At 59.1% G+C, this 1,903-nt stretch carries 2 protein-coding genes; one reads left to right on the top strand and one right to left on the bottom strand.

Annotated features, from left to right (window positions below; genetic code table 11):
- Positions 1-1,296: insulinase family protein (locus ABY948_RS12250; RefSeq protein ID WP_461482814.1), on the bottom strand; the 1,296-nt coding region annotated here is incomplete at its 3' end.
- A gap of 159 nt (positions 1,297-1,455) precedes the next feature.
- Here ABY948_RS12250 and ABY948_RS12255 point away from each other — a divergent pair.
- Positions 1,456-1,896, top strand: a complete 441-nt coding sequence (locus ABY948_RS12255) for a bacteriohemerythrin (protein ID WP_461482815.1) — start codon at positions 1,456-1,458, stop codon at positions 1,894-1,896.
- The last annotated feature ends 7 nt before the right edge of the window (positions 1,897-1,903 follow it).

Consider the following 1,903-nt stretch of genomic DNA (forward strand, 5'->3'; position numbering starts at 1 on the left):
CACCGGGTCCAGGTTCAGCAGGGCGATGGGGTCGCCGCGATGGGTGGCGCTGGTCAGGGCGGTGAGGATCAGTTGCAGGCCGTAGGGGTGGCCGTCGCCGCCGATTTCCCGCTGTTGCAGTTCCAGCTGGTGCAGTGAGGCTTCCAGCTGTTGCTGGGGAATGCCGTTGTCGGCCACGTCCCGCAACACGTCGAGAATCAGCTGTTCCAGGTCGTCGGCGCGATCCGCCTCGCTGCCCTCGATACCGCAGACAAAGCACAGTTCCCGCTGGGAATCATCGAGGCCACAGAGCGGCGAGGGCGCGGAGCCCAGGTCGGTGGTTTCCAGGGCTTTTTGCAGCGGCGAGGCGCTGTTGTCCAGCAGCACGCTGCACAGCAGGTTTGCCTCCATGCTGGCTTCCAGGTCGGTGGCCTTGCCCAGCAGCCAGCCCATGATGATATGGGTCTTGTTGTCGGTGCCGCCCTCCTCGTTAAAGGCGTAGGGCCGTTCCACCGCCAGCGGCGCGCTGTAGCGCTGTTCGTCGGGCACGGCGATATTGACATCGAGCTTGTCGAAGCGGCTCAGGGCGTGGCTTTCAAAGTCCGCCTGCAATTGCGCCGCCGGGATATCGCCAAAGGTCATAAAAATGGCGTTGGACGGGTGGTAATGGGTTTTATAGAAGCTTTTCAGCTGCTGGTAGCTCAGGTCCGGAATGCAGGCCGGGTCGCCGCCGCTGTTGTAGTGGTAGGTGGTGGTGGGGTAGAGATATTCGCACAGGGTATGCCACAGGGTGGACGGCACCGAACTCATGGCACCCTTCATCTCGTTGTACACCACGCCCTTGTAGACCAGCGGTGATTGGGGGTTTTCCGGCTCGGCAAACTCCACCCGATGGCCTTCCTGGGCGAAATCCATTTCATCCAGCCGTGAGAAAAACACCGCGTCCAGGTACACATCCAACAGGTTGTTGAAATCCTTGCGGTTTTGGCTGGCAAAGGGGTAGGCGGTCCAGTCGGAACTGGTAAAGGCGTTCATGAAGGTGTTCAGCGAGCGCCGAATCATCATGAAGAACGGGTCGCGCACCGGGTATTTTTCGCTGCCGCACAGCGCCGTGTGCTCGAGAATGTGGGCGACCCCGGTGGAGTCGTGGGGCACCGTGCGCAGGGCCACCAGGAACACGTTTTCCGGGTTGTCGGCGCTGATATGAATGTGCTGGGCGCCGGTCTTGCGGTGGCGGTATTCCGCCACATCGATATTCAGGGATTCCACGCGCTCAGTGCGCAGAAATTCAAAGGCAGGATGTGCCTGTACACTCATAGCAGACCTCGATCGGGTGTTCGGGCAAAGCGGTATTCTACCCGCGGTGTCAGTGGTTAGCCATGTTCGCAAAGATTGGACTACAGTTGATAATTATCAATGCAGATTTTCCTGTTCCTGGCTTTGCTTAATGATGTGCCAACGCGAGAGGATGCCACCATGCTCGACCACCACCATATTCCCCAAGTAGACCTTGAGTTCATGAACCAGGACCATCAGGAAACCCTGGTGATCACCAATCGTCTGGAAGAACTGCTGACGGGGAGTTCGCCCCTGGACCAGATGGCCGCCATTGACGGGGCGTTTTTCGAACTGCTGAACCACCACCACCGGCATTTTGACCGCGAAAACCGGGAGATGGAGAAATACGGGTTTCCCGCCTACGAGCTGCACCTGGCGGAGCATCGCCATCTGCTGGCTGACATGGACATGGAGCTACAGCACTGGCTCAAAAATCGCGATCTGGTGCGGGCAAAAGATTATGTGCTGACTGAGTTCCCCCAGTGGCTGATGAACCACCTGGTGAACATGGACACCGTCAGTGCCACCTACATCAGCCGGGTTCGCCACCAGGACCTAGACCAGGCCGAGGGCTTTTAGGGCCAGC

This window comes from Porticoccus sp. (assembly GCF_041592135.1).
Classification (GTDB): Bacteria; Pseudomonadota; Gammaproteobacteria; order Pseudomonadales; family Porticoccaceae; genus Porticoccus.